This is a genomic window from Acidobacteriota bacterium (assembly GCA_038040445.1).
GTDB classification, from domain to species: Bacteria; Acidobacteriota; Blastocatellia; order UBA7656; family UBA7656; genus Onstottus_A; species Onstottus_A frigus.
In genome coordinates, this window is sequence record JBBPIG010000049.1 from 1 (window position 1) to 21,743 (window position 21,743).

20 protein-coding genes and 1 pseudogene are annotated in these 21,743 nt (G+C 57.9%); 17 read left to right on the plus strand and 4 right to left on the minus strand.

The annotated features are described in order from the left end of the window. Positions 1-295, minus strand: a 295-nt coding sequence (locus tag AABO57_27855) for a hypothetical protein (protein MEK6289548.1), incomplete at its 3' end; no start/stop codon positions are given. 506 nt (positions 296-801) lie between these two features. On the opposite strand from AABO57_27855, the gene AABO57_27860 reads away from it, so the two are divergent. From AABO57_27860 to AABO57_27880, 5 genes are all read left to right on the plus strand, one after another. After that, a complete protein-coding gene (locus tag AABO57_27860; GenBank protein ID MEK6289549.1) occupies positions 802-1,050 on the plus strand; it encodes a type II toxin-antitoxin system HicB family antitoxin in 249 nt (82 codons plus the stop codon). A 30-nt stretch (positions 1,051-1,080) separates the two neighbouring features. Further along, on the plus strand, positions 1,081-2,565 hold the full coding sequence (locus tag AABO57_27865) for an ImmA/IrrE family metallo-endopeptidase (protein MEK6289550.1): 1,485 nt from the start codon (positions 1,081-1,083) through the stop codon (positions 2,563-2,565). Between the two features lie 302 nt (positions 2,566-2,867). Next, entirely contained in the window at positions 2,868-4,625 is a 1,758-nt protein-coding gene (locus tag AABO57_27870; protein MEK6289551.1) for a S8 family serine peptidase, read from the plus strand. Positions 4,626-4,643: 18 nt separating this feature from the next. Next, positions 4,644-6,704, plus strand: a complete 2,061-nt coding sequence (locus AABO57_27875) for a sigma 54-interacting transcriptional regulator (GenBank protein MEK6289552.1) — start codon at positions 4,644-4,646, stop codon at positions 6,702-6,704. Between the two features lie 189 nt (positions 6,705-6,893). Then, on the plus strand, positions 6,894-7,718 hold the full coding sequence (locus AABO57_27880) for an SDR family oxidoreductase (protein MEK6289553.1): 825 nt from the start codon (positions 6,894-6,896) through the stop codon (positions 7,716-7,718). A gap of 107 nt (positions 7,719-7,825) precedes the next feature. Here AABO57_27880 and AABO57_27885 read toward each other — a convergent pair whose 3' ends face one another. Further along, complete coding sequence (locus AABO57_27885) at positions 7,826-8,821, minus strand: alpha/beta fold hydrolase (protein MEK6289554.1); 996 nt, start codon at positions 8,819-8,821, stop codon at positions 7,826-7,828. Between the two features lie 97 nt (positions 8,822-8,918). Between AABO57_27885 and AABO57_27890 the strand changes: the two genes are divergently transcribed. From AABO57_27890 to AABO57_27900, 3 genes are all read left to right on the plus strand, one after another. Next, positions 8,919-9,815: a haloalkane dehalogenase gene (locus AABO57_27890; protein ID MEK6289555.1), complete on the plus strand. Its 897-nt coding sequence runs from the start codon at positions 8,919-8,921 to the stop codon at positions 9,813-9,815. Then, a complete protein-coding gene (locus AABO57_27895) occupies positions 9,812-10,447 on the plus strand; it encodes a DUF2238 domain-containing protein (GenBank protein MEK6289556.1) in 636 nt (211 codons plus the stop codon). Before AABO57_27890 ends, AABO57_27895 begins: the two co-directional genes overlap by 4 nt. A 162-nt stretch (positions 10,448-10,609) precedes the next feature. After that, positions 10,610-11,395 (plus strand): methyltransferase domain-containing protein, encoded by a 786-nt coding sequence (locus tag AABO57_27900; protein ID MEK6289557.1) that lies wholly within the window; start codon positions 10,610-10,612, stop codon positions 11,393-11,395. 21 nt (positions 11,396-11,416) lie between these two features. On the opposite strand, the gene AABO57_27905 is transcribed toward AABO57_27900, so the two are convergent. Next, complete coding sequence (locus tag AABO57_27905) at positions 11,417-11,716, minus strand: hypothetical protein (protein MEK6289558.1); 300 nt, start codon at positions 11,714-11,716, stop codon at positions 11,417-11,419. A gap of 119 nt (positions 11,717-11,835) precedes the next feature. Further along, a pseudogene (locus AABO57_27910) lies at positions 11,836-12,264 on the minus strand (serine hydrolase domain-containing protein). Between the two features lie 727 nt (positions 12,265-12,991). Between AABO57_27910 and AABO57_27915 the strand changes: the two are divergent. The 9 genes from AABO57_27915 to AABO57_27955 all read left to right on the plus strand — a co-directional run bounded on the left by AABO57_27915 (position 12,992) and on the right by AABO57_27955 (position 21,628). After that, on the plus strand, positions 12,992-14,266 hold the full coding sequence (locus AABO57_27915) for an LLM class flavin-dependent oxidoreductase (GenBank protein ID MEK6289559.1): 1,275 nt from the start codon (positions 12,992-12,994) through the stop codon (positions 14,264-14,266). Continuing rightward, positions 14,263-15,090 carry an alpha/beta hydrolase gene (locus tag AABO57_27920; protein ID MEK6289560.1) on the plus strand — a complete coding sequence of 276 codons (828 nt, stop codon included), beginning with the start codon at positions 14,263-14,265 and terminating at the stop codon, positions 15,088-15,090. Before AABO57_27915 ends, AABO57_27920 begins: the two co-directional genes overlap by 4 nt. A gap of 117 nt (positions 15,091-15,207) precedes the next feature. Further along, positions 15,208-16,668 carry a sulfatase gene (locus AABO57_27925; GenBank protein MEK6289561.1) on the plus strand — a complete coding sequence of 487 codons (1,461 nt, stop codon included), beginning with the start codon at positions 15,208-15,210 and terminating at the stop codon, positions 16,666-16,668. A gap of 320 nt (positions 16,669-16,988) precedes the next feature. Continuing rightward, a complete protein-coding gene (locus AABO57_27930; protein ID MEK6289562.1) occupies positions 16,989-17,498 on the plus strand; it encodes an HNH endonuclease in 510 nt (169 codons plus the stop codon). Between the two features lie 90 nt (positions 17,499-17,588). Further along, positions 17,589-18,374: an ABC transporter permease gene (locus AABO57_27935; protein MEK6289563.1), complete on the plus strand. Its 786-nt coding sequence runs from the start codon at positions 17,589-17,591 to the stop codon at positions 18,372-18,374. 9 nt (positions 18,375-18,383) lie between these two features. Beyond that, complete coding sequence (locus tag AABO57_27940; GenBank protein ID MEK6289564.1) at positions 18,384-19,199, plus strand: ATP-binding cassette domain-containing protein; 816 nt, start codon at positions 18,384-18,386, stop codon at positions 19,197-19,199. A gap of 231 nt (positions 19,200-19,430) precedes the next feature. Then, entirely contained in the window at positions 19,431-20,534 is a 1,104-nt protein-coding gene (locus tag AABO57_27945; GenBank protein MEK6289565.1) for an MlaD family protein, read from the plus strand. Between the two features lies 1 nt (position 20,535). Beyond that, the gene (locus tag AABO57_27950; protein MEK6289566.1) at positions 20,536-21,018 is read left to right on the plus strand and encodes a sigma-70 family RNA polymerase sigma factor; all 483 of its coding nucleotides are present in this window, start codon (positions 20,536-20,538) and stop codon (positions 21,016-21,018) included. Then, positions 20,948-21,628 (plus strand): hypothetical protein, encoded by a 681-nt coding sequence (locus AABO57_27955; GenBank protein MEK6289567.1) that lies wholly within the window; start codon positions 20,948-20,950, stop codon positions 21,626-21,628. Before AABO57_27950 ends, AABO57_27955 begins: the two co-directional genes overlap by 71 nt. Positions 21,629-21,743: the final 115 nt, after the last annotated feature.

The following is a 21,743-nucleotide window of genomic DNA, read 5'->3' on the forward strand; positions in this document are numbered from 1 at the left end:
CTGCCGAGGCGCGATCCGCCATCGTCTCGCGGCGCGGCTTGATACGGGATTGAGAGAAGAGTCCCTTGAGAAAGAAGGCCTCGTAGCTGTGAACACCCCATCGCACGCTGAGCGCCTGGGAAGCCAGGCTGAGAACGTGCCGGCTAACGAGACCCGGCCCCGGCCACAGAAGGAGGTTAAACGCGACCGCACAGCAAACGACTCTTCTTTGCAGCGCGCGCCGGAACAACGCGGCGGACCATGCCTTGATGAACCCAACAGAGGGCAGCGGAAAGAGAACCTGAGAGGGCCGCATGTTGAACCTCCTTGCCTCGGGCGACGCGCACTCGCCGGGAAGCCGCAGACCGATCCATACTGGCTGCCGGTCGAAACGCCGAGCTCACCGACAGCCATCCTTTACCGACAACAAAGAATCACAGTCTCACTTGTGACTGCCTCTCGCCCAATTCGCCTATTCGCTTACCTTGCATGACGCGAATCAAGGTCGGGACAATGCAGTTTTTCAACAAACTTTAAGCGTATGAGACATGCTTGCCCACAGCGAAGATCAGGGCGTTCTCATCCACATTGAGCCCCCGCTGCGAAGTGTGGTACAAATGCAACCGAATACAGATGCTATGAACTTTACGCTTGGTCGGGACAGGCGCTTATACTTAAACCGCTCTGAATATATCTGGCGACCGGAATCTTAAGCCTTCTTCCTGAGCGTGTCAATGAATATTTTTAACTCCGTCGAAACATATTTGGTTGCTACGGCCTGTTAACACTTTTGGAGAGCGATAAGAAAGGGACTGAAACACCATGATTGACTTGAAGTATTCGCTGGTCATCGAGGCTACGACGGATCCCACCTTCTTTGGTTTCTATTCGCCCGATCTTGAAGGATTCACCGGGATCGGCCATTCCGTTGGAGATTGTCTTTACAAGGCTAAGTGGGGAATGGAAGAACACGTTGTTGTTTTGCAGGAACATGACCTTCCCGTCCCAGAGCCGAATGCCAATCCGACCGTGGTAATACAGAATGAGCGGCCATTGGAGTCGGCCGCGTAGCGGTGTGGGTGCTTAGGTTGGCACGGGCTTATGGGTCTCAATCATAAAGTCATCTTCGGAATGAAACTCAGGCAGTTCCGCGAGCAGGCCGGGCTTTCGCTGACTAATCTGGGTATCCGCACCAGGCTGTCTACTTCTTACCTCACCGAGATCGAGCACGGGAAGAAATATCCCAAGGCCGAGAAGATCGCCCGCATGGCCGAAGCGCTCGGCCGCAACTACGACGACCTCGTTTCCATCAGGCTTGATGAACAGCTCAGTCCGCTTTCTGACTTTCTGGGCTCGGCCGCGCTCCACAACTTTCCGTTTCACCTGTTTGGCATTTCGCCTGCGCAGGTCGTGGAGCTGATGACTCGCCAGCCCCTCGAAGCAAGCGCCCTGGTCAACGCGCTGATAGGAATAGCGGGCCAGTACAACATCGGAGTCGAGCACCTGTACCGTTCCGCGCTGAGGTCTTATCAGGAGCTTCACGAGAATTACTTTCCCGACATCGAGCGCGCCGTGGATGAATTCGTTCAAGCTGCCAAGATTGCGTCGGACCCGACGCCGAGCTACGGCGATCTTCGGGCGCTGATCGAGAAGCGCTTCAATTACCAACTCGACGACAAGCAACTCAGCAAGCACCCCACGCTCGAGCATTTTCGTTCCGTGCTTGTAACCAGGAGAGGCAATCCGCCGACGCTGGTGATCAATCCGTCGCTTAGCGAGCAGCAGAAGAAGTTTATTCTCGCGCGTGAGATCGGCTATCAAGTGCTCGGTCTCAAAGATCGCGCTATGACTTCCGCTCCTGAGCGGGTCGATTCATTCGAGCAGGTACTCAACGATTTCAAAGCTTCTTATTTCGCCGGGGCGCTGTTGATTAATCGCGAGAGGCTTCTTGTGGACATCAAAGAGTTCTTCGCGCTCGACCGCTGGCAGCCGCGCCGCTTCCGCGAGTTTTTGGACCGATACGAAGTCACGCCGGAGATTCTCATGTACCGGCTCACCGAAGTCTTGCCTGAATACTTCGGCATCAAACTCCACTTTCTCCGCTTCAATCACGAACGGGGCGAGTACCGGCTCGTTAAGCATTTGAACATGTCGCAGGTCTTGATACCGGGAGGCACCGGTCTGGACGAGCACTACTGCCGCCGCTGGCTTGCGATCCGAATTCTTCATGACCTGGAACGCGAGAGAACGAAGCGCAAGAAGCTGGTTGAGCCCATCGTCGGCGCGCAGATTTCACGATTCGTCGACACCGATGCGCGATTCTTGTGCGTCGCGATGGCCCGGCATCTGGCCCTGAATCGCGCGGCGACGTCGTCCGTGTCGCTGGGTTTCCGCTGCGACCAGGAGTTTGAGCGAACGGTTCGATTCGCAAGCGATCCTGCGATCACCCGCTTGGACATCGACGGCACCTGTGAGCGATGCCGCCTGACTAAAGAGGAGTGCCAGGACAGGGTGGCGCCGCCTTATCTGCTCGAGCTTCAGCGAACTCGCAACGAAATCGAGCGTGAGCTGGCCTCGCTGACCTGAGACTCGGTATTGCGCCCTCAATGTGGATTGCGCCGCAATATGGACTGCGCCGCCTCAGATACCTGACTGATCCGGCGTGTACGCGGCGGCGCTTTGGCTTCGCTATTAGACTTCCCTGCGCGAGATCGCTTAGTGCGAGAATACCAAAGCCAAAGCGCCGGCGTTGGTTCAACTCGTGAAAGTACCCTTAGGCCGCCGCAGTCCATAGCGCTGCTATTTGATTTTTCATTGAAAATGGCGCGTCTTTAGGTTATAAGCAAGAACTCCCGACTATTAATATGATAAGGCTGCTCTTGAGCAATATGCGCAGAGTTCGTTTCCTCACCGTCGCTCTGATTCTACCGCTGGTTGTAGTCGCGCCGCACATGCACGGCTCGGCCACGAAAGCCCGCCGCTCGTTGAACTACGCGCCCGGGGAAGTGATAGTCAAACTCAAGGCGGGAGCGCCCCAGTTGCAGACGGCCGATCCGGGCGACCGGTTGATGATGATCGCCCGGCTAGCCGGCGAGCGAGGCAGCGAGGGTCCCGGCCGCGCCGCAGAGCAGCTTGCCAAAAGCACTTCCAACGACAGAGTCAGCCGGATAATCTCCCAGCGCGGCCTGGACCGCGTGTTCGTTATCAGGTTCGATCCCAGCGCGGATGTTCAATCGATGGTGAGCGAGCTGCGGGCGCGCGATGACGTTGAGTACGCCGAGCCGAATTATTTGATAAGACTCGGCGCCATTCCAAATGACCCTGACTTCGCGCTGCAGTGGGCGCTGCTAAACCCCGGGCTCTACATCAATGACTTTTTTTCCACTCCCAACGCGGACATAAAGGCTTATCAGGCCTGGGACACGACTCTTGGGAGTCCGGACGTGATAATTGCTCTCAGCGATACGGGTGTTGATCTCACTCATCCCGACCTGGCGCGAAACATTTACACCAACACCCGAGAGATTCCGGGCAACGGGATTGACGACGATCAGAATGGGTTCATCGACGACGTTCACGGGTTCAACGTCGCCGACCAAAACGGCGACACGACCGACGCGGTAGGTCACGGCACTTTTATGGCCGGCATCATCGCCGCCGAGATGAACAACAACATCGGGATCTCGGGCGTGTGTCAATCAAAGATATTGCCGGCGCGGTTCTATAAGCGCTACGGTCCAGACCCGGGCCAATTCAGTGCAACCGTAGCCGATGCCGCCCGGTCGTTGCTCTACTCGATTACAGCGGGAGCTTCGATCATCAACGCCAGTTGGAGCACCACATTCACATCTGACAACCTGAGCGAAGAATCTGTGCGCGCGCTGGAGGATGCAGTCCAAGCAACCAACGATGCGGGCGCCCTGCTGGTCTGCATACCCGGCAACGAGGGCTTCAACCTGGACTACAGCAAGATCTATCCGGCGTCGTACGGCTTGTCGAACCAGATCGTGGTCGCGGCGTCCGATTTCAACGACGAGATTTGGCATCCACCTTTTATTCCTTATGTGATCAACTCGGGATTCGGACCTAACACCGTGCACCTGGCGGCGCCCGGCGTAGCGGTGCTCACCACGCAGGCTCGCGGAGATTGTTTCCTGTGCACTCGGTCGCCCGATCCTCAGAATTGGTACGCGCGCGAGGATGGCACGTCGATCTCAGCGGCCTATGTGTCAGGCGTGGCGGCGCTCGTGAAATCCAAATACCCGAGTGACAGCGCCGTCCTGTTGAAGCGCCGGATCCTCGAAGGCGTGGAAGTCACCGATAACCTTCGCGCTTACGTCATCACAAGCGGGCGCCTCAGTGCGCTGGGCGCGCTCAATGTTGAAGTGAAGATCACGCCGCCAATACTGACTGAGTTCACCTACAAGGCCAAGAATGAGAAGTTCATTGTATACGGCTCCGGCATGCAGCAGGGCTTGACAGTGGTCGTGGGCAAGACCGGCTATCCCGCCAAGCCTCGGAGCGACGACGGCACGGCCTTCCTCGCGCGTGTGCCTAAGACCGCTTTTCCGCCCGGCATACCCGTCGAGATCAAGCTGCGAAATACTGACGGCGGCGAGAGCCAGACCTTGACGCTCACTCGGTGAAAGCAGCGCTGAGCACATATGTCGACCAGTGCAAAATTACTTTCCCTCGAGCGCAAGCTCGAGATGCACGAAGCGCGCGAAGCGATCCTCAACCGCATCGGCTCTGAAACTTTCTCGGTCATAAACCTCGACCACTTCCTTCAAGCGACCGTTACCGAGGTCGGCAAGATGATGGGCGTCGACCGCTGCGACGTCATGACCCTCACCGCCGAAAATCAGCTTCGCATCACCCACGAATATCGCGCTGGTATCCAGGACGAACTCCCTTCGCTGCTCGACGTGCAACTCCGAGTTGATCTCGAACGGTTGCAGGAAGGCTTTGATCTCTACAGCCCGCAGGCCGTCGAGGACACGTCCTCACCGGATGTGCCGCCAATGCTCCAGAAGCTGATCGAGGGACTGGGCAGCAAATCTGTTTTGCTCGTGCCGATCACGTTCAATTTGCAACTGCTCGGGATGATGGGGCTGCATCACTGCCGCGAGCAGTATCACTGGAACGAGGACGAGATAAATTTCATTCGCAACCTGGCGCAGCACATCGCCATCGGTTATCGCTATACCCATATCTACACCGAGAAGGAACGAGAAGCGCGAATCAACAAGGCGCTGCTCGAGATCGCCAACGACATCAACACCGGTTCCGATTTCACCGAAGTGATCGAGCGCATACTCGATCGGTCGGTCGATCTGCTTCGGATACAGGCCGCATGTCTGGCGATCATCGACGCCAACAACAGCGAAATTCACTTCACCAATCTACGGACCGCGAGCGGCAATGCCGCGGAGATCCTCAAGCGGCCTTCGCTGAAGTTCCCGATTCTCGATCTGATGCCTAAGACCGTCGGCCGCGGCCAGATGCTCAAGATACTCAGCCCGGCCCAGCACGAGTATGCGCGCTCCTTCTTGACCGAGGTGTTCAACGCGGGAGCGGCAATCGTCGCGCCCATCTTGATCGACGACAAGATATTCGGCGCGCTGATTCTGTTATGGTCAGAGCCGCAGCAGCCCTTCGCCAAGGAGGTGACCGACCTGGCGCTGGGGATCGCCGACCAGCTCGCGATCGCCCTGTCCAAGGCCAGACTCTCGGCGGAAGTTTTGAGGCTGCGCCGTGAGCTCGAGCACGCGCACAGCGAGCACAGCGGCAGCGGCCTGGTGGGCAAGAGCGACAACTTCATGCGCTGCATGCAGATGGCGCTTTACGTCGCCGACAACTACACCACCGTGCTGATTCAAGGCGCCTCGGGCACCGGCAAAGAATTGATGGCCGACTTGATTCAGTCGCGCTCCTCCCGGGTGGAAAAGCCCTACATCAAGATTAACTGCGGCGCGATTCCGGAAACGCTGCTCGAGTCGGAACTCTTCGGGCACGAGAAAGGCGCGTTCACTGATGCGCGCAGCCGCCGCATCGGAAAGTTTGAAGAAGCAAACGGCGGAACGCTGTTTCTGGATGAGATAGCGGAGATGTCGCTCTCGGCTCAGGTGCGGCTGCTGCGCGTGCTTCAGAACGGCGAGTTTGCGCGCGTCGGCGGCAACGAGATTGTCAAAACGGACGTCCGGGTGATCGCCGCTTCCAACGTCGATCTTGAACAGGCCGTTAGCGACGGCCGCTTCCGGCGCGATCTCTTTTACCGGCTAAACGTCTATCCGATAAAGCTGCCGCCCCTCGGCGAACGCCGTGAGGACATTCCGCTACTGGCTACGCATTTTCTGGAGATCTACAAGAAGCGGTCGAACAAAAACATCACCGGCATCACCAAGAAAGCGCTCGAGTGGCTGCGACGCTACGACTGGCCCGGAAATGTGCGTGAGCTTGAAAACGCAATCGAGCGCGCGGTCATCATCGCCCAGGGGCGGATGATTACCATCGACGATCTGCCGCATGCCGTGCGCGGCGCTGAAGCCAGCAAGACAATCGAGGTCGAAGTGGGCACGACGATCGATGAAGCCGAAAAGCGGATGATCATGCAAACCCTGGCATACACTCGCGGCGACCGGACGCGCGCGGCCCAGGTCCTGGGCATCGGCCGCAAGACGCTCTACAGAAAGCTGCAGAAGTATTACTCCGAAGACACCGCGTAAGATCTCGGCGAGGTCCTACAAGCTTTGGTTTGTCGCGAGTCGCTGATGCGTAGCACTCTGACGATGAACCAACCGCTACGTCATACAGGTTTGACTCGGTGATTAGCAAACTGCTCAAACTGAAAACCTCGAAGCGCAACCCAGCCGGTTGGCCCGGCGCCGCTACAGTTCTTTGATCGGAGGAGCAACGTGGAACGACTGCTTGAAGGAAAGACCGCCATCGTCACTGGAGCCGGTCGCGGAATAGGCCGCGCAACCGCCGAGCTTTTTGCGCAACACGGCGCCAAGGTCGTCGTGAGCGACATCGACCCTCTACCCGCGGGAGAGGCCGTGGAAGCCATTCTCGCGGCCGGAGGTCAAGCCATCAGCGTTCCGGGCGACGTCACCAACCCGGCGTTTCCAGATTCGATCGTCAACGCCACAATCGAAAAGTTCGGCGGGCTGGACATCATCGTCAACAACGCCGGCTACACCTGGGACGCCGTGATTCACAAGATGACCGACGAGCAGTGGGAAGCGATACTGGCCGTGCATCTGACCGCACCGTTCAGAATCATCCGCGCCGCGTCGACCTTTCTGCGTGAGACAGCCAAACGCGAGAAGCAAGAACACGGCGCGGCGCTCGCGCGCAAGATCGTCAACATCAGTTCGACTTCGGGCACGCGCGGCAACGCGGGTCAGGCAAACTACTCATCGGGCAAAGCCGGCGTGATCGGATTGACCAAGATGCTGGCGAAGGAGTGGGGACAGTTCAACATTCAAGTGAATTGTGTCGCGTTCGGGCGAATCGAGACGCGACTTACGCAGGCGAAAGAGAAAGGCGAGACGATTCACCGCGGCGAAGCTGAAATCGCCATCGGCATCCCCTCAGAGCGTTTAGATCGCACCACTCCGATGATACCGCTCGGTCGCGCGGGAACGCCTCAAGAAGGAGCGGGCGCGATTCTATTTTTTGCGTCGCCGCTGTCGGATTATGTATCCGGCCAGGTGCTCGAAGTGGCGGGCGGGTTGTGACGCACCTGGAGCGCAGGCATCCCTGCCTGCTGCTTTCGCAACTCGCTTCTTGTTTTTGAAGGGTCCCTTGGTGAGGCCGGCAGGCAGGGATGCCTGCGCCCCCCGGGTCACTTCTTCAAATGCTGGTCGTACCACTCGATCTCAATCTTAGTAGCCTGCTCGCGGGCCGTCGTGTAAACCCCATAGTGAGTGATGCCCGGCAGCACCACGTACTTCTTAGGCTCGCGCGCCCGGTCGAATACAAGCTTAGCGTGACCGGCATTGTCGAATAGCTCCTCTTTCTCAGCCACGACAAACAGCATCGCGCAGTTCTTGATCATCGGCGCATCATCGACCGGAGCGTAGCGCAACAGCTTTTCGCGAATCGGAGCGCCTTGCAGATTGCCGATCACCCGCGCTCGCGGAGCCGGATACCCGATCTCACCTCGCGCTCGTTTAGTCGCCTCGTCGTAGGCCATCTTGTATTGATCCGCTTCCGCGCCTGCCGATGCCAACTGAGCCCTTGGCCGCGAATCCATCGCGCCAACCTGACTGACGATGCACTTCACCCTCGGATCGTGCGCGGCGACGTAGACGACGTGACCTCCCGAATAGCTCGAGCCCCATAATCCGATTCGATTCTTATCCACCTGCGGCTCGCCCATCGCCCAGTGAATAACATTGAAGATGTCTTGAGTTTGTTCGAGCGGATCGACCACCTCGCGAATCTCCATCACTTCAGCGCTGAACTTGTTTCCTTCTTTCTTAGAAGGCGCCTGACCGGTGAGGATCACTCGCGAGTCGCTTGCGCCCCAGCCGCGATAATCGAAAGCGATCACCAGGTAGCCGGCATGCGCAAAGTCGAGCGCTTCCCTGCGGAGATTCGCAACCGTGCCTCCCCAGCCGTGGCTCATAATGATCGTCGGAAGCTGCTTGCCGGCAGCGGACTTCTGCGAGTAAAGCTCTGCCGTCAAGCGCACTCCTTCGCTCATAACGTTCGCTTTGCGAAAGTCGAGGTCATCGGGCGGCGTAAAAACCTGAGCCGGCTGCTGTGCGCGAAGCGTGGATGAAATCGCAAATAGGATTGCGACGATCAACATTCTCGATATTCGGTGACGTTGCATGGTGTGCTCCTTTGTTGTAGTTATGTAAGACGCCAGTTCGTTTCGAACAGGGATCGTTCCACTGCCGAGCCGCGATTATAGATTCGGAGGCCATCAAATGCCACTATTGCGCACGCCCGACGCGCGATTTGCAAACTTGCCGGACTTTCCATTCGAGCCCCACTACGTCGAGATCAACGGCGCCCGTGTTCACTACGTCGACGAAGGCGCGGGCGAAACGATCCTGTGTCTGCACGGCGAGCCGACCTGGGCATACCTTTATCGCAAGATGATTCCGATACTCGCCCGGCGCCATCGGGTGATCGCGATGGACTTTATCGGGTTCGGGCGGTCAGACAAGTTTGCCGATCCCATTGAATACACGTTCGAGATGCACCGCGGCACGATTGCAGCATTCGTCGAGAAGCTCGATCTTCGAGGGATCACCGCAGTTGTTCAAGATTGGGGCGGGATCCTCGGCCTTCGAGTCGCCACCCAACTGCCGGAGCGATTCGCACGACTGGCGATCATGAACACCGGCCTTCCGACGGGCGACGTGCCGCCGACAGAAGGCTTCTTGAAGTGGCGAGCTTATGCCACCAGCACGCCCGATCTGCCATGCGGTACGATCGTACGCCGAAGCGCGGTGAATCGCGAATCGATCACCGATGAAATAGTTGCGGCGTACGACGCGCCCTTCCCGGATGCTTCGTACAAAGCCGGCGCGCAGATGTTTCCCAGACTGGTTCCCATCGAACCTGACCAGGCCGGCGCCGCGGACATGCGCGAGACTCGCGAAGCACTCTCGCGTTGGACCGGGCCCGCGCTGGTGATGTTCTCCGATAGCGATCCGGTGACTCGCGGAGGCGACCGCTTCTTCCGCAAGTTGATCCCGTCAGCAAAGGATGAGCCCGAAATCGTGATCGAAGGGGCCGGTCACTTCCTGCAAGAAGAAAAGGGCGAAGAGATCGCGCGTCACATCGACAGCTTCATCGAGCGGCGGTCCGCGCAATGACTCAAAAGGCCGCGGAAGCCGCGAAGCCTCAACCGATCGGCCTTCGTTTGCTCTGGCTCGCGGTCGCGGTGATCTTTGTGTGGTCGGCGATTCGCCCGCACGATTACTTCACCTGGTTATTGGAAGTCTTCCCGGCAATCATAGGCGCCGCGGTGTTGGCCCTCACCTATCGACGCTTCCCCTTGACGCCGCTGGCATATACCCTGATCGCGCTGCACATGATAATTCTGATGGTAGGCGGGCACTACACCTATGCAGAGGTCCCGCTCGGGAACTGGATTCGCGACCGGTTCGGGTTGAGTCGCAATCACTACGATAGGGTCGGCCATTTCGCGCAGGGGTTTGTCCCGGCGATGATCGCTCGTGAGGTGCTGTTGCGGCTGAACGTGTTGAAGCGCGGGCGATGGTTATTCGTGGTTGTCGTCTCGGTGTGCCTGGCGATCAGCGCGCTGTACGAGCTGCTCGAATGGATCGTCTCAGCATTGACTGGATCAGCGGGCGATGCTTTTCTGGGAACGCAAGGAGACGTGTTCGACACGCAGAAGGACATGGCGCTGGCGCTGCTTGGCGCGGTGACCGCGCTCATTACGCTATCAAAGCTTCACGATGAGCAACTGGCGATTGATCGCTAACGGCTTTCGCGGCCCGTACGGTGACCTGTAACATGCGCTTCACTAGCGAGAGGTATCCGCGTAAATCCGCCGAATCAGTGTCATCCGTGGTCTATCCCGCGTCTTACGAACTCATAGACCACCGATCAAACAGGTTTGACGGATTCGCACCGATAACAAACGATGATCGAAGACCGGAAACAAACTGACAAGACCTGGGACACCGCGCTCTACGACGGCAAGAATGCCTTCGTATGGAAATACGGAAAGGGCGTAATGGAACTGCTGGCTCCCCGTAGCGGCGAACGCATACTCGACCTCGGTTGCGGCACCGGCCACTTAACAAACCAGATTGCCTTGGTTGGCGCCGAAGTGACCGGCATGGACAAATCGACGACGATGATCGAAGCCGCCCGTGAACTTTATCCCAACCTGCGTTTCGAGATTGCCGATGCCTCTGACTTTCACTTCGATCAACCGTTCGACGCGGTTTTTTCAAATGCCGCTATTCACTGGATGAAGGATCAACAAGCCGTTGCCCGATGCATATGGGAAGCGCTCAAGCCCGGCGGCCGCTTCGTTGCGGAGTTCGGAGGCAAAGGAAACATTCGGACGATACGCAGCGCACTGACTGACGCGGTCAATGCGGCGGGCGCGGAGGTCAGCGTCGAACCGTTCGCTCGCTACTACCCCACCATTGGCGAGTACGCGACACTGCTCGAAGCTCAGCGCTTTCGAGTCGGCTTTGCATCGCACTTCGATCGGCCTACTAAACTCGACGAGGGTGAAAACGGCTTGAAGAATTGGCTGTTGACCTTCACGGACAACATCATCGAATCGCTTCCGGCAAACAAGCGGGAAGAAGTAATCGCCGAAGTCGAGCGGAAACTCAAGCCGATTCTCTTTCGAGACGGAAGCTGGTTCGCCGATTACAAACGCATCAGGATCGTCGCCATCAAGCAAGACTGATACGCCTGCGCCAATGGAACGTCACTTTGCTACGCTGCTGTCGCCTTCATACGGGAAGCGATGAATCGCTCTGACGCATTCGCTCAAAGCCTGCAATAGCGATTCGCCCCAGCCGCACGGCAAGAACGGCGCGGTCTTCTGGTTGGTCTGTTTGTCGGCTTCCGCGAAGAATCGCATGTGATATTGGTTTCGATCGACGTACTCTTTCACGGTTATCATGAATTCGACGTCGCCGTCAGGCTGGCACTTTTTCATTGAGAAGAAGTGGAGCTGTGCAAGTTCGTCAGAAGGTTGTGTCTGCGCAAAAGTCCATTCAGACATTCTTCACTATCCTTTCTAAGATGGTCTCTGTCGTCTTCCAGTTTGATGAGACGAGCTATTCAACCTCGATCATGAGCCTCGCGGGATCACAGGTCGGGAAGGGTGGCTTGCCCCCGGCTGCGGAAGCTTGTTGCGGGTCTGACATAGCGAAACCTGCGTATGATTTCTTCCCGCGAGTAATCCGTTGGCGGCCACCACAGCAAATCGCCCGCACCCAGCCCAAGCCCGCTCCTGTGCGTGAGCAAATCGCGAATAGTCATCTCGCGCGTGACGTAGGGATCGTACAACTGAAACGCCGGAAGGTGCTTGACGACCTGATCATCCCAGGTGATCTTGCCTTCATCGACGAGCATCGCCAGCGCGGCGGCCGTGAATGCTTTTGTGTTGGAAGCGATTCCGAACAGCGTGTTCTCATCCACCGGCGTCAGTTCGCCGAGCTTTCGTACGCCGTAGCCTTTCGCCAGCACGACCTTGCCGTCTTTGACGATGGCAACCGCGAGACCCGGGACTTCGAATTCTTTCAACACTCGAGCGGCATAGGCGTCCATGTCCGCGGGAGCACCAGTCTGAGCGGTCTGAGCGGGCGCCAATGAGGCGGCCAGCACCGCAAGCAAAACAGGCGCGAGGAAATGAGTCTTGAGCTTCATAATCACCTCTCCAGCGATTCCCTTGAGACATAAGGAAACCATGTATCGAGGCATTGATCAATTGGGACGCGGCGGGGACGCGGCAAAATCTTCCGGCATACCCACCTCGTGAGAGGTGGGACGCTGATGCTGCAGCCTACAAATGCGCCTTACCTAGCGAGCCGACTCGACCCGTTCGATACCATACCCACCTCGTCAGAGGTGGGTGTCTGATGCTCAAGCCTGCGGAACGCCCACCGAGTTTTCCAGGTCCTTTTGCAGACTGCAGCATCAGTAACACATCTATGACGAGGTGGTATGACAGAGGCTCGATCTTCACCCATCGTGCCAATCTCGCGTAGGCCGTAACATCACGGACCCCCTCTGACGAGGTGGGTATGAAAGAGGCTTGAGCATCTTCAGCCGCCCGGCCAATCTCGTGTAGGCCGTATCATCACGGACCCACCTCTACGAGGTAGGTATGCCCTTTGACCTGGGTATGCCCATTGGCTTTTTGAAGCTCATCATCATAGAATGAGCGCCGCGCTCGGCTGACTCAAGCGCCCGAAACATTCGCTGAGCAGTTCGCAGGCGGCGCTCATCTTTAACGCCGCGTGCGCCTCGAAGAACGCAGCCCACGGAGGAAGCCATGAAATTCAACTGGTTCCATCTCATGCCGTATCGCTGGCTCCCGGAAGATTTCCGCGAGCGCTATCACGGCGTCTGGGTAGATCTGCCGAACTCGCTCTACGACCCGGAGCGGGGCCACACGCTCTACAACGAATACCTCGACATGCTCGAATACGCCGACCAACAAGGCTTCGATGCAGTTGGCGTCAACGAGCATCATCAAAACGGCTACGGGATGATGCCGTCGCCGAACCTGATGGCAGCCGCGCTTGCCAGGCGCACTTCCAAGGCGATGCTATTGGTGCTCGGCAATTCAATCGCGCTCTACAATCCGCCGACGCGTGTCGCCGAGGAGTTTGCCATGCTCGACGTGATTTCAGGCGGACGATTGATCGCCGGATTTCCGGTCGGCACGCCGATGGACGTCAACTTCTGTTATGGGCAGAACCCGGTCACGCTTCGCGAGAAGTATCGCGAAGCGCACGATCTGATCCTCAAAGCGTGGCAAGAGCGCGAGCCGTTTGCGTGGAACGGAAAGTACACCAAGTTGCGATACGTCAACTTGTGGCCGCAGCCTATCCAAAAGCCGCACCCGCCAATTTGGATTCCAGGCACCGGCTCGATTGAGACGTGGGATTTCTGCGCCGAGCTCGGCTACAACTACAGCTACCTTTCGTTCAGCGGTTACAAGCGAGCGCGAAAGGTGCTCAACGGCTACTGGGAACGCATGGCGGCGCTTGGCAAGGAGCCGAATCCTTACAGTTGCACCTTCTTCCAACAGATTTGCGTCAGCGACACCGACGAGGCGTGCGAGCGCGAATGGTGGCCGCACGTGAATTATTTTTTCAACAAGTGCCTGCATCTCTATCCCGGGATGATGGGGCCGCCGGGCTACATGACTGAAGCCTCTATCCGCGCGGGCGTGGTCGCGCAGGCCGGCAACACTTCTTTGAACATGGGCGGAAACAAGAGTTGGAAGGAGCTGGTCGACGGCGGGTACATCATCGCCGGATCCCCTGAAACAGTTCGTCAGCAGGTTGAGGAACTGGCCAAGAGCTTGCGCTGCGGTCATCTCGGCGTTGCGTTGCACATCGGTTCCGCGCCGATGGAACTGACCAACCGCTCGACGTACCTGTTCGCCAACGAAGTGATCCCGCACGTGCGCTCGATCTGGAGCGAGTGGGAAGATCACTGGTGGCCGAAGGCGTTGCCCGCAGACAAACGCGAACAACCGGGTAGTCACAACGCCGAGGTGCAAGCCCGAGCCGAACGACCGACGGAGGTGACGGCATGAGTGATACACCGCGATCTACACTGCTCAACCTCGGCGACGGCCGACCGGCGGTTCAAGTCCTCGAGGGCGGCGACGGCTCGCCGCTTTTTTTCCTTCACGGCGCGGGAGGCATCGCCGCGTGGGAAGGCGTGCTGCAGATGCTTTCGAAGAAGCATCACGTGTACGCGCCGCTGCTGCCCGGCTTCGGTCAGTCAACCGGGCTCGAGTGTTTGGAGGATCAGTTTGATCTGTTCCAGCACGGCTTCGATGTGATTGAAGCGCTCGGGCTCGATCGGCCTTACGTTGTGGGCGAATCGCTGGGCGGCTGGATGGCTGCGGAGATGGCCGCCCTGCGGCCCCGGGAGATTGGCCGTTTAGCGCTGACCGCGCCCGTCGGATTGTGGCGCGATGAAGCTCCGGTAGTCGATCTCTTTGGCAGCATGGCTCATGAACTGGCCCCGTATCTTTTTCACGATATGAGCTGCCCGGCTGCGCAGCAGATGCTTGGGCTGACCCAGCTCTTCAGCGACAAGGATGATCGGACTCAGGAGCAGATCGAAACGCTGATCGGGATGTCGCGCGGCTTCCGCACAGTTGCCAAGTTCCTCTTCCCGATTCCTGAAAGCGGACTCGAGCGGCGGCTGTGGCGGATCAAAGCGCCGACGCTCATTGTGTGGGGTGAGCAGGATCGATTCATCTCGCCGATGTATGCGGAGATCTTTCGCGAGAAGATTGCGGGCGCCCAAGTCGTGAAGATCCCCAACGCCGGGCACCTGATCGGCCTCGAGTCGCCCGAACCATATGTGGCTGAGCTGCTGCGTTGGGGGCAAGGGCAGCGAGCATGATGTTTGTAGTCCCGCCTTCAGGCGGAAGTTTGTAGCTCGTTCACCATCTTGGCGCCAGCCAGCGGATACGAACTTCCGCCTGAAGGCGGGACTACAAACGTCACGGGAAACGAGCGAGTGAAGCGTAAACACGTCCGATTGATTTCATTGTGTGTGATTGCCGTGATGCTCGCCGGCATCCCGCTGCTGGCGGCGCAGACTGCCGCTGCCCGCGGACAAGCCGCGCGCAAGCCCAATATCGTTTTCATCCTCGGCGACGACCTGGGCTACTGCGACGTGAGCATGTACGGATGCAAGGAGATCCCCACGCCCAACATCGATTCGATTGGAAAAAACGGCATCAGGTTCACCAACGCCTATGTCTCGGCGCCGGTGTGCAGCCCTTCGCGGGCGGGATTGTTGACCGGACGCTATCAGCAGCGCTTCGGCTTTGAGTTCAACGCCGGGCCGTTGCAACGAGCGATCAGCAACAAGGATATGGGATTGCCCTTGTCCGAAATCACCCTGGCGCAGGTGATGAAGAAGGCCGGCTACGCGACGGGGATGATTGGCAAATGGCATATCGGGATGAACGACCGGTATATGCCCACGCAGCGCGGCTTCGATGAATACTTCGGCTTCCTGTTCGGCGCGAACCTGTATATCGATCCGAACAAGCCTGGTGTTATGAGCAGGCCCGGCGCCGTCGAGGGCGGTGGCAGCAACATCAGCACGCGGTCGCCGCAGAACCCGATCTATCGCAACACGACCCCAGTTGAAGAAGATGAATATCTGACCGACGCTTTCGCGCGCGAAGCGGTCGCCTACATCGATCGTCATCAGAAGGGACCCTTTTTTCTCTACGCGCCGTTCAACGCGCCGCACGAGCCTTTTCAGGCGACGCAGAAATATCTGGACCGCTTTCCGAATGTGAAGGACGAGCGGCGTCGCGTTTATATGGCGATGGTCAGCGCGCTGGATGACGGCGTCGGCGCGATTCTCAAGAAGCTGCGCACCACGGGCTTGGAGAAAGACACGCTGGTGGTTTTCCTGAGCGACAACGGTTGCGCGACCTACAGCCGCGCTTGCACTAATGATCCGTTGCGCTTCGGCAAGCTGACGCATCTGGAAGGCGGATTCCGCGTGCCGTTTGCGATGCAGTGGCCGGGACATTTGAAAGCGGGAACGGTGAGCGATCAGGTGATTTCATCGCTGGATCTGTTTCCGACGGCGGCATCCATTGCGGGCGCGGAACTGCCGAAAGAGAGGGTGCTGGACGGGGTCAACCTGATGCCGTATCTGACCGGACGAAACAAGACCGCGCCGCACGAAGTCTTGTGCTGGCGCAATGGCTCGAACGCCGCGGTTCGGAAAGGCAACTGGAAATTATTCAAAGGCGGAGATCACTACTGGCTTTTCGATTTGTCGAAAGACATCGCGGAGCAGACGAATCTCGCGGCCCGGCATCCTGAGATCGTCGAGCAGTTGAAGAAGGAACTCGCCAAATGGGAAGCGCAGATGAAGGACCCGATGTGGCCTTGTCGCAAGGCGCCCGGCACGTGGGAAGTTGACGGCATCAAGCTCGACATCTGTGTTTGAACTTTTGCTTCCTCGAATCCCACCCACGGCACAGTGGGTGGATTGTTCAAGCCCAGCCTACAAAGGGGCGCACCCGGATTCCCGTTTTTCCTCTCCTTCTCTCCCCTCGCGGCGCGAGGGGAGAGAGATAAACAAAAACAAAGGGGGCTGGCGGCTCTCTTCGTAGGCTGAGCTTGAACAATCCACCCACTGACCGTGGGTGGGATTCCGGGAGTTTTCAGAGTCTCTCTCAGAGGTGATGCGCGAAAACCTGACGCGCCCCCTACTCGATTTGCAACTTTGACAGGATTGTTGACGCCAAGTTATATTTCGCTTTCAGAATGAACTCTCGCGTTTTAGTTCTGAACGCTTCGTTCGAGCCGATCAATGTTTGCACGGCTCGGCGCGCGGTCGTGTTGATTCTCAAGGGCGTCGCCAACGCCGAAGAAAGTTCCGCCCAGTGGTTGCACTCCTCGCGATTTTCGATGCCGATGCCATCGGTCATCCGGCTGATGGAGTACATTCACATTCCGTTTGAGCGAAAGAGCCTTTCGCGCAAGAACATCCTGCTTCGCGATCACAACACCTGTCAGTACTGCGGGCGCGTGTTCCCGCCTCAGGACCTGACGCTCGATCACATCACACCCCGATCGCGCGGGGGTGATTCCGCGTGGGAGAATCTGGTGGCCTGCTGCCGCTCGTGCAACAACCGAAAAGGCGACCGCTCTCCGGAAGGCGCGGGGATGAGGCTGCTGAAGCGTCCGCAAGCGTACAACCTCCACGTCAACCGTCAGATCATCCGCTATTTGGGCCGCGCCGACGAAGCGTGGCGCAAATACCTCTTTTACTAATTGCGGATTGCGGATTGCGGATTGAATGTCGCTGGTGACTGAGCTATCCTCAATCCGCAATCCGAAATCCGCAATCCGCAATGCTTACTGATGAACCCATTCTTTGAGGCTGTCTACGAAGTTCAAGAAGCTACCCTGATGGCCGCCCGCGCGTTCCGGCGCGCCTTATCAAAGCCTCGTTACTTGCGCGAGATCACCACCCAGATGGACCTGATCGGCGTCGGGTCCATACTGATCATCGTGTTGACCGGTGCATTCACCGGAGGCATCCTCGCGCTTAACACAATTCCCACGCTGAAAGATTTCGGCGCCACTGCGAAGACAGGCGAGCTCGTTATGACTTCGCTGGTGCGCGAGATGGGGCCAGTGTTGGCCTCGTTAATGCTTGCCGGCCGCGTAGGTTCAGCGATCGCCGCCGAGCTTGGCTCGATGGTCGTTTCGGAACAGGTAGACGCCATGCGCGCGCTGGGGACCGATCCGATCAAGAAGCTTGTGTGGCCGCGAATGCTGGCGCTTATGGTAATGTGTCCCGCTCTGACGATCCTTGCGGATATGGTCGGATCAGTCGGAGGATGGGCCGTATCGAGCTCGTTGCTGGGGGTCCCAAGCTCGGTCTATATTCGCTCGGCTAAAGACGCGCTGACATACACTGATCTCTTCGGCGGGCTCCTCAAACCGCTAGTGTTTGGCTTCATCATAGCGGTCGTAAGCTGCCGCGCCGGACTGCGCACTCACGGGGGCACAGTGGGAGTCGGGCGCTCGACCACCCAGTCGGTGGTGTTGTCGGATATTTTGATACTGGCGGCGGATTACTTCCTGCAAACACTGATTCAAGCTTTGCCTGAGATCGTGCGGCTGGCCCGCAAGTTTTACTAGCACGTAACTATGTCAGAACAGATACACGGCGCAATTGAGTTTCACGACGTGACGATGGCCTATGAGGACCGGGTCATCCTGGACGAAGTGAGTTTCACGGTAAATCCAGGCGAGACCAAGATTGTCATGGGCGGGTCGGGGACGGGCAAATCCACGATTCTCAAACTCGTGCTCGGACTCATAAAGCCGCAGGGTGGCCGCATACTGATCGACGGCGATGACGTCACCGGGATGACCGAAGCCGAACTAACCACGGCCCGCAGAAAAATAGGCATGGTCTTTCAGGATGGCGCGCTGTTCGATTCGCTGTCGGTTTACGAGAATGTCGGCTTCCGCCTGTTCGAGCAGGGAGTGCCGGAGGACGAAATCGAAGAGGCCGTCCGGCGGATGCTTCGGTTCGTCAATCTCGAGGAAACGATGGAAATGATGCCCTCTGAGCTGTCGGGCGGAATGCGGCGCCGAGTTGGCATCGCCCGCGCTCTTGTGGGCAGCCCGAAGCTGATACTTTTTGATGAGCCAACGGCAGGGCTGGACCCGCCGACCGCCCGTACGATCCTCGAGCTTGCGATGAAGCTCCGCGACCTTGAAGGAGTCAGCTCGATCTTCGTGACACATAGGCTGGAGGACATAAAGCTGCTGTCTTCGTCCTTCGCGACGATTGGCGAAGGCGGCGATGTGGAGTTCCGCTCCGAGGAAGGAAGCTTGTGTCTGATCAACACTCGCTTCATTATGCTCAAAGAAGGCAAGGTGATTTTCAACGGCACCGATGAAGAGCTCTGGATCAGTGAAGACCCTTATATCCAGGATTTCTTTAGGGTGGCGTGACGGGAGAAGTCAGAGGTCAGAAGTCAGAAGCCAGGAGAGTCAGAGGTCAGAAGTCAGAAGCCAGGAGAGTCAGAGGTCAGAAGTCAGAAGTCAGAGGTAAGAAGTCAGAAGTCAGAGGTCAGAATGCAGAAGTCAGATATCTCAGAAGTCCGGGCCTCCGACCTCCGACCCTGACCTCTGACCTCTGACTTCTGACCTCTGATCTCTGACTTCTGACCAACGGAGGTTGTTATGCCAAGACAGAAAACCAAATTGTCTGAGTTGCGGGTTGGGATATTGGTGGTCGCGACCATCACGATCCTGATCATCTTCATACTGAGTGTCAGCGGCGGGATTCCATTTTTTCAAAACAACTCAACCTACACGACTCGCTTTGCGGCAGCCGACGGACTGAAGAACGGCGACGAGGTTCGCCTAGCCGGCAAGAACGTCGGCAAGGTTGAAAGCGTCGAGTTCGGAGCCGTACCCACCAGCAAAGACGAAAAGCCAATAGTCGTCGTCATGGCCGTCGAGTCCAAAGAAGTCGAGGGCCGCATTCGGAGAGACTCGCAGGCTGTTTTGGCTCAGCAAGGGTTTCTCGGCGAGCGGGTCATCGACATAACCCCTGGCACGACGGGCGCGGAGCCCATACCCGATCGCGGTGAGATACCTAGCGCGGACCAGTCCGGACTGGCGCAGGTATTCGCGGGCGCGAGCGATATCCTCACCCAGTTCAATACGGTCGGCAAACAGCTTCAGGAGTTGATGGACAACATCAATCAGGGCAAAGGCACGATCGGCAAGCTGCTTCACGACGATGCATTCTATGTGAATCTCAACCGCGCGATATTAGAGTTTCAAGATATTGGCGCTCGCGTGGGCAAAGGTAACGGCACGATCGCCCGTTTGCTCAACGATCCCAAGCTCTACGATGATCTGCGCGGCGCGACCAGTGACGTTCAAGGCATCGTCTCCGATGTGCGAGCAGGCAAGGGAACGATAGGTAAGCTGATAACCGACGAGCAGTTTTACAAGCAGGCAACTGAAATTCTGGCGAAGTTCAACTCGACGACTGAGAAGCTCGACAAGATCGCCGCCGACATCGAAGCAGGACGTGGCTCGCTCGGCAAGTTCATAAAGGACGAGAAACTGCACGACGACGTGCAATCGACAGTCGCGTCATTCAGGAGCATCAGCGACCGCCTCGATAAGGGAGAAGGCTCTGCGGGCAAGCTGCTTCACGATGATAAACTTTATAACAACCTCAACCAGACCACGGCCGAGATGGTCAAGCTGTTGTACGACTTCCGGCAGAACCCAAAGAAGTATCTCAGCATAAAGCTGAGTTTGTTCTGACATGGATCGGGCCGATGCCGACAGTCGCGCTAAGCCGCTGCTCGTCGATGATCGCGCGCTTGTGGAATCCTGCCTCGGCGGGGAGCCCGACGCGTGGGAAGCGCTCATCCTCAGGTATCAGCGGCTGATCTACTCGATTCCAATTCGCTCGGGGTTTTCGCCGGTTGATGCGGCGGACATCTTCCAGTCGGTGTGCTTGAAGCTCTTCCAGAAACTGACAACACTGCGTAAGCAGGAAAAGATAAGTTCGTGGCTGATGACTACCACAACGCGCGAGTGCTGGCGCGTGGTCGAGAAACGCCGGCGCGAGGCTCAGCCTTCGATCTACGACGACGACTATGAACGAGACATCGTCAATCGCCTCGCCTCCGCGGAGCCCCTCGCCGATCAGCGCCGCATCGCGCTCGAGCGACATGAATCTCACTCGCGGATCGGTGGCCGGCGTCGCGTTCGGAAAGGCGAGCATAAGCGTAACCGGCACTAGACAAGTGTTCACACTGGAAGCTCACATGCTGAGCGTGCGCACGACGTACAAACTGGTTGTGGATGGCAACGCCCTCGCTTCGAACGCTTCGGCGAGCCTGGGAAGTCTCAGTTTCGCATTCGTTGGTGAGCCGGGCCGCGCGCCGTTGCCAGGGCCGATCGACCCGGTGACTAAGATCCGTCACGTCGAACTGCGCGACTCGCTTGACCGGGTTGTTCTTCAGGGGAACTTCACCGCGGACAACGGCAGTCCCGTTGGCGGATTCCTTGAAAGAGAAGCGCGACTGGTCGCGACAGGCGTTCTGCCGCAAGCAGCAGGCAGCGCCTCGGTCCGGATCGAAGCGCTGCCCGACGGCACGAGACGCGAACAGCTAAGCATGGCGGCAGAAGGGCTGATCTCGGGAGCGAGCTACCGTTTGATCGTAGACGGCACAAATGTTGGCAGCACAATCGTCCGATCAGGGTTCTTGCGGGTGACCTTGACCAGCGACGGGTCGAGCGGCCAGTTGCTTCCGCCATCGCTCAGAGCGGTGAGCAACATCAGACACATCGAGCTGCAAGATGCGGCTGGCCATGTCGTCTTGCAGGGAAACTTCAACGCCAGTCAGTGAGTAACATAGACTTTACTTGGACTGCGGCGCGGTCAGTGCGTTCGCCCCGCTTTGGCTGATTGATTCAGAGAAGAAAAGGAAAAGCGGCGCGAACGCACAGATAGGAAGAGAACAC